Genomic DNA, 4,130 nt, shown 5'->3' with positions numbered 1-4,130 from the left:
TAGGCTTGAATAGTTACAGTAGAGCAAACGAGAAAGAAAAAAAAACTTGTTTATGGATACAATACGGCATATTGTAGGAGTATTACAGAGAGAATAATCCAAATACCAGTACTAAGTTAATGTAGGAATACTACAAAATACACAAAAAGTTTGAGGAGAATTAATATTATACAAGTTCAATATATGAGACCTCTGCAAAACTCTATTCGCCACGAAATGCTATAATTGATTATCAGTGAGTTATGTATTTAATAATCTTGAAATAAAGGGGTTTTGCAGAGGTCTCTATTAGGAAAAATCCCATCTTGCGCAAAATCTTACATATAGTGGGAATTGTCTTGCGCCATGTGCAAATTTTAGCTTTCGGCAGTCTTCTTTTTGATGGCGTTTATCACATAGCCGATACGGTTTGTTGCTGTTCTTGATGGACCGACCAGAGAAGAAAGAAAACCGATAAAATCGGATATTTTCTTTTCCCCCTCGATAATGGTCTTCTTATTCTTGCTGATTTCTGCTGTTTTGAACTCAAACGAGTAACGGAAGTAGTCATATGCTTCCCTGCTGATTTGTGCGCTTGCTGAAACCTTTGAACGCATTTCTGTTGCGTATAGCTCTGTATCTTTGTTGTCAGGCTTGAATGTAGGAAAGAACTTAAAGCTGACAACCCTGCGTCCCTCCTTTACCTCGATGTAGTTGAATGAGTAGGGGCTGCTTTCGTCAAGTTCTTTCTTGGCAATATCTAAAACCCAACGTTTGAAATCATTGACTTTGCTGTATTTATCTTTTAGTTTGAAACGTTGTTTTAAGTCTTCAAAAGTAAATTCTAATGGTCTCTTCTGTCCGCTCATAAGTTCGTACATACGCATAGAATAGACGGACTTAAAACCCATAGCAGTAATAAGTTCGTACTTTCGATAACCCTTTGTGAAGTCCAAAAGGCAACGCCAAATATCGTCTGCAACTTGGAACACAACAGAGCCTTTTATCTTGTTTATCTTTGGACTTGATATTATGCTCGTGTATTGCCAAATTTTTTCGTCTTCGTATTCTACACCTTTTTGTGCCAAAGATTTGAAAGCCTTTTTTGCTATTGTGTAGTTTTGGTCTTTCTCGTCTCGCAAGATGTCTGCAACTGGCATTGTTATCTCTCGACCAAACAAAGTTGGTTCAATTTTATGCATATTGTCCCTAATCATAATGCCCTTGATTTCATCTTGAGCTAACTCTACAAGTCGGTACATGATGCGCTTTTCATAGGCTGAAAAGTCGTATTTGGCAGTAGTGAATATGTACGACTGAATTGCAAGTTCGTTTCCTTTGATGGTTCGTGCCATAAGTCCTTGATTTATAATTATGTGGCAAAGATAGTAATTAAATGCGAGAAACAAAACATTTTCTCTCTATTTTCATTAAATTTCTCGTAGTTAGATTTCATAGAAACATTAAATTTCTCGCTTTTAACATTAAATTTCTCGTAGTTAGAGCCCTTTTTCCTCGCATAATGCGCGCGCGCGAGGATAGACATAACAGACGTTGTCTATAACAGAAATAAGGCTTTTATCGGGTTGGTTATCCCGAAAATCGACATGGAAACGAAAGGGAAAAAGACAAAAACAATCCCCCTCTAGGGGGGGGCAGGGGGGGGGCGTAAGCGTGATTTGAGCTAACTTTTTATAGCTGTAAATATTTTTTACTTTTTGGTGTTATTCTACCATTTTTGGCAAAATAATACCATTGAAAATTATTTTTTGAAGAGTTCAGAATGGCTCCCAATACGCACTAATTTGATGAGAGGTTTTTCCTTGTCAATCCAAATGAGAAGAAAATCTTCCTGCACATGACATTCAAGAAAACCCTTGTAATTTCCGAAAAGTGGGTGTGGCTTGTAGTCCTTTGGAACTACTCCTGTTTCCTCCAGGCAATCAAGAACCTTTTGCAAGTCGTCTAACTTTCCTTGGTCGTACTTGTATCTCTTGAGGTCTTTCTTGAATTGCCCTGTAGGTTTGATTTCAAACTTTGCCATACTATTACAAAGATTTCACGAAGTCCTTAAAGTTAGCCATGTCAAGGGTTTCAAGTTCCTTTCCTGACAGAGCTTCATTCATGGCTGCGATGGTGGTTTCGTTGGGTTCGTGATAGACGAGCTGCAAGAGTGCGCTTTCAACGTAGTTGTTCAGGCTCCTATTGCTTGCCTTGGCACGTTCTTTCAGTGCTTCGAGCAAGTCTTGTGGTAATCTGAAAGATGCTGGTTTTCTAATTGCTGTTGTATTCATGTCTTCTATTTGTATTTGTTTGTATTGCAAAAGTAATACAAAATATTTGAAAAAGCAAGGAAATAAATGTTTTTCTTTAGTAGCGTAGTCCTTGCCCCCTGTCTATCGTTCTTACCTGTTCCCCTCTTGCAATGGCTTTTAGGTCACGTTCCCAAATAGCGTGTCCTGCATAATTTCCATGCTTCACTTCTGCCTTTTCCTCGGCAGCTTCAAGAAGATAATCGGCTCGTTCTTCTCGTCTGCTTTTGCCCAGAGCGGTGTCGATGGTCAGGACATCAGAACTGCTGAAGGCTCTCCGTTTCATATCCGTGATGCAGTCGGAGATGCAATCGACAGCTTTTCCTATGATGCTCTCAATGCGTCTGTACCTGTTTTCAATCTCGTTTTTGATTTTCTCACATTCTTCTGCTGCAGCTCGGAGTGGGGTTGCTCCCCATAGGCTGTTTTCTACGTCTGCACCATTGAAAGCCCTGCTAATCCTGTTGTCAAAGGACTTCGCCAACGTAATACCCTCCTCTATTTGCTTTAATTGGTCGTTTTTTTTGCGATATGAGCCGCTTTTGGTCTTCTAACGTACTATTTGCCGTACAAAGTTCACTTTGAACATTGGAGAGGCTTATTTTTGCTTTTTTAAGTTCTTCCTTTTGGTCCCACACCGTTACCGTAAGGTTGTTACGTTGACCGCTAAGTTCAAGGTTTTGCTTCCACATAGTGTACCATTCTTTGCGTAATGTAGTATTTTTATCCTCAAGTTCTTTTTGTTCCTGCCTTTTCTCTACTGCAACGGCTTCGGCTTTCCTTGCTTGTTCTTCCGCTTCCTGCTTTTTTTTCATGGCTTCTTCTGCTTCTTTTTCCGCCTTGAACTGCTGTGGTGTCTTGTGTTTTTTATCACTGCTCCGTCCTCGCTCCATGTCGAGGACATTTGCGACGAGTGTTTGAATCTGCGCCATGTGTGTGCGGTTGTAGTGTTTTGCCCTCCCAGTTTCATGGTCTATCCAATCAAATACCATGTGGGCATGAAGATTCAGTTTTACCTGGTCTTTGCTCATCTTGTACCCCTCGTCCTTGTGGATTGCAATTTGGAAACAATTCATGCCAAACTTTTGATGCAGCTCTTCTGCAAGCGTATGTAGTTTGGCCATGGTCGTGTGCTCGTCTATGACCACCACCGCTTCCCAAATCGGGCTTGCGTTTTTCTGCATCTTTCTCCCCGATTTCTCTTTCACGAGTTTTTTCAGTTCTTTCATGCGCTGCTCTTGCGTGCAGCTTTCCCAGTACTCGTTATTATGAGAAAGTTCTTTGTGAACGTAATCGAGTTCTTTTTCCCTTTTGTTATGCTGTTCACTGCCAGCTTTGACAGACTGAAAATTTACTGATGTTTGTGCCATGTCGTTTTCTTGATTTGCGGTGTGTGGTTTAGGAGGGGTCGCAGGGGTTTGCCCCCGCCCTCGGAGAGCTCACGAACTTTAGACGATAGTCGTACAAAGTTCTTAGTGAGCTAAGAACTGTACTTTTGTAAGTTCTCTCCGCAAAGGTATGCAATTCTTTCGAGAGAACAAAAGTATAGTTCTTTTTTTAGCCGTTAGGCTTGGATAATCGCAACTCTGTTGCGTTATGGGGGCATAGGGGTCTCCCCATAGCGATAGCACCTTGAAACGAAGTGGTTAGATATGCGCCTGATGAGTGGAGAGAGGAACGAACGGAACGAAAAGGGAAAGAGGAGGAACGACGATTGACCAAGCGCACGAGTGAAGAGAGCACAGCGGAACGAAACGACCCATATAAGAAAAAAATGCACCTTGTGCAAGAAGTCTTGCATGTGGTGTAAATGTTTGTACCCTAGTGTGTAAGTTATTT

General features: G+C 41.0%; 6 protein-coding genes. 1 reads left to right on the top strand and 5 read right to left on the bottom strand.

The genetic code is table 11. The features are described from left to right. Nucleotides 1–356 precede the first annotated feature (356 nt). From J5A55_RS12250 to J5A55_RS12235, 5 genes are all read right to left on the bottom strand, one after another. Nucleotides 357–1,334: a replication initiation protein gene (locus J5A55_RS12250; protein WP_004384762.1), complete on the bottom strand. Its 978-nt coding sequence runs from the start codon at nt 1,332–1,334 to the stop codon at nt 357–359. Nucleotides 1,335–1,741: 407 nt separating this feature from the next. Next, on the bottom strand, nt 1,742–2,023 hold the full coding sequence (locus J5A55_RS12245) for a type II toxin-antitoxin system YafQ family toxin (RefSeq protein WP_004384764.1): 282 nt from the start codon (nt 2,021–2,023) through the stop codon (nt 1,742–1,744). Nucleotides 2,024–2,027: 4 nt separating this feature from the next. Beyond that, a complete protein-coding gene (locus J5A55_RS12240) occupies nt 2,028–2,273 on the bottom strand; it encodes an Arc family DNA-binding protein (RefSeq protein WP_039851649.1) in 246 nt (81 codons plus the stop codon). A gap of 76 nt (nt 2,274–2,349) precedes the next feature. Further along, nucleotides 2,350–2,775, bottom strand: coding sequence for a hypothetical protein (locus J5A55_RS12450; RefSeq protein ID WP_249118616.1), 426 nt, complete (start codon nt 2,773–2,775; stop codon nt 2,350–2,352). Continuing rightward, nucleotides 2,759–3,661, bottom strand: coding sequence for a plasmid recombination protein (locus tag J5A55_RS12235; protein ID WP_249118615.1), 903 nt, complete (start codon nt 3,659–3,661; stop codon nt 2,759–2,761). Before J5A55_RS12235 ends, J5A55_RS12450 begins: the two co-directional genes overlap by 17 nt. A 272-nt stretch (nt 3,662–3,933) precedes the next feature. Between J5A55_RS12235 and J5A55_RS12230 the strand changes: the two genes are divergently transcribed. Then, a complete protein-coding gene (locus tag J5A55_RS12230; RefSeq protein WP_199879844.1) occupies nt 3,934–4,101 on the top strand; it encodes a hypothetical protein in 168 nt (55 codons plus the stop codon). Nucleotides 4,102–4,130: the final 29 nt, after the last annotated feature.

It is taken from the genome of Prevotella veroralis, from assembly GCF_018127765.1.
GTDB classification, from domain to species: Bacteria; Bacteroidota; Bacteroidia; order Bacteroidales; family Bacteroidaceae; genus Prevotella; species Prevotella veroralis.
Note: the sequence above shows the minus strand (reverse complement) of the source record. Positions and strands in the feature narration are given on the sequence as shown.

Excerpts from the sequence above, each read along its gene's own strand:
- J5A55_RS12250 (WP_004384762.1), bottom strand. The coding sequence starts at position 1,334 with ATGGCACGAACCATCAAAGGAAACGAACTTGCAATTCAGTCGTACATA.
- J5A55_RS12245 (WP_004384764.1), bottom strand. The coding sequence starts at position 2,023 with ATGGCAAAGTTTGAAATCAAACCTACAGGGCAATTCAAGAAAGACCTC.
- J5A55_RS12240 (WP_039851649.1), bottom strand. The coding sequence starts at position 2,273 with ATGAATACAACAGCAATTAGAAAACCAGCATCTTTCAGATTACCACAA.
- J5A55_RS12235 (WP_249118615.1), bottom strand. The coding sequence starts at position 3,661 with ATGGCACAAACATCAGTAAATTTTCAGTCTGTCAAAGCTGGCAGTGAA.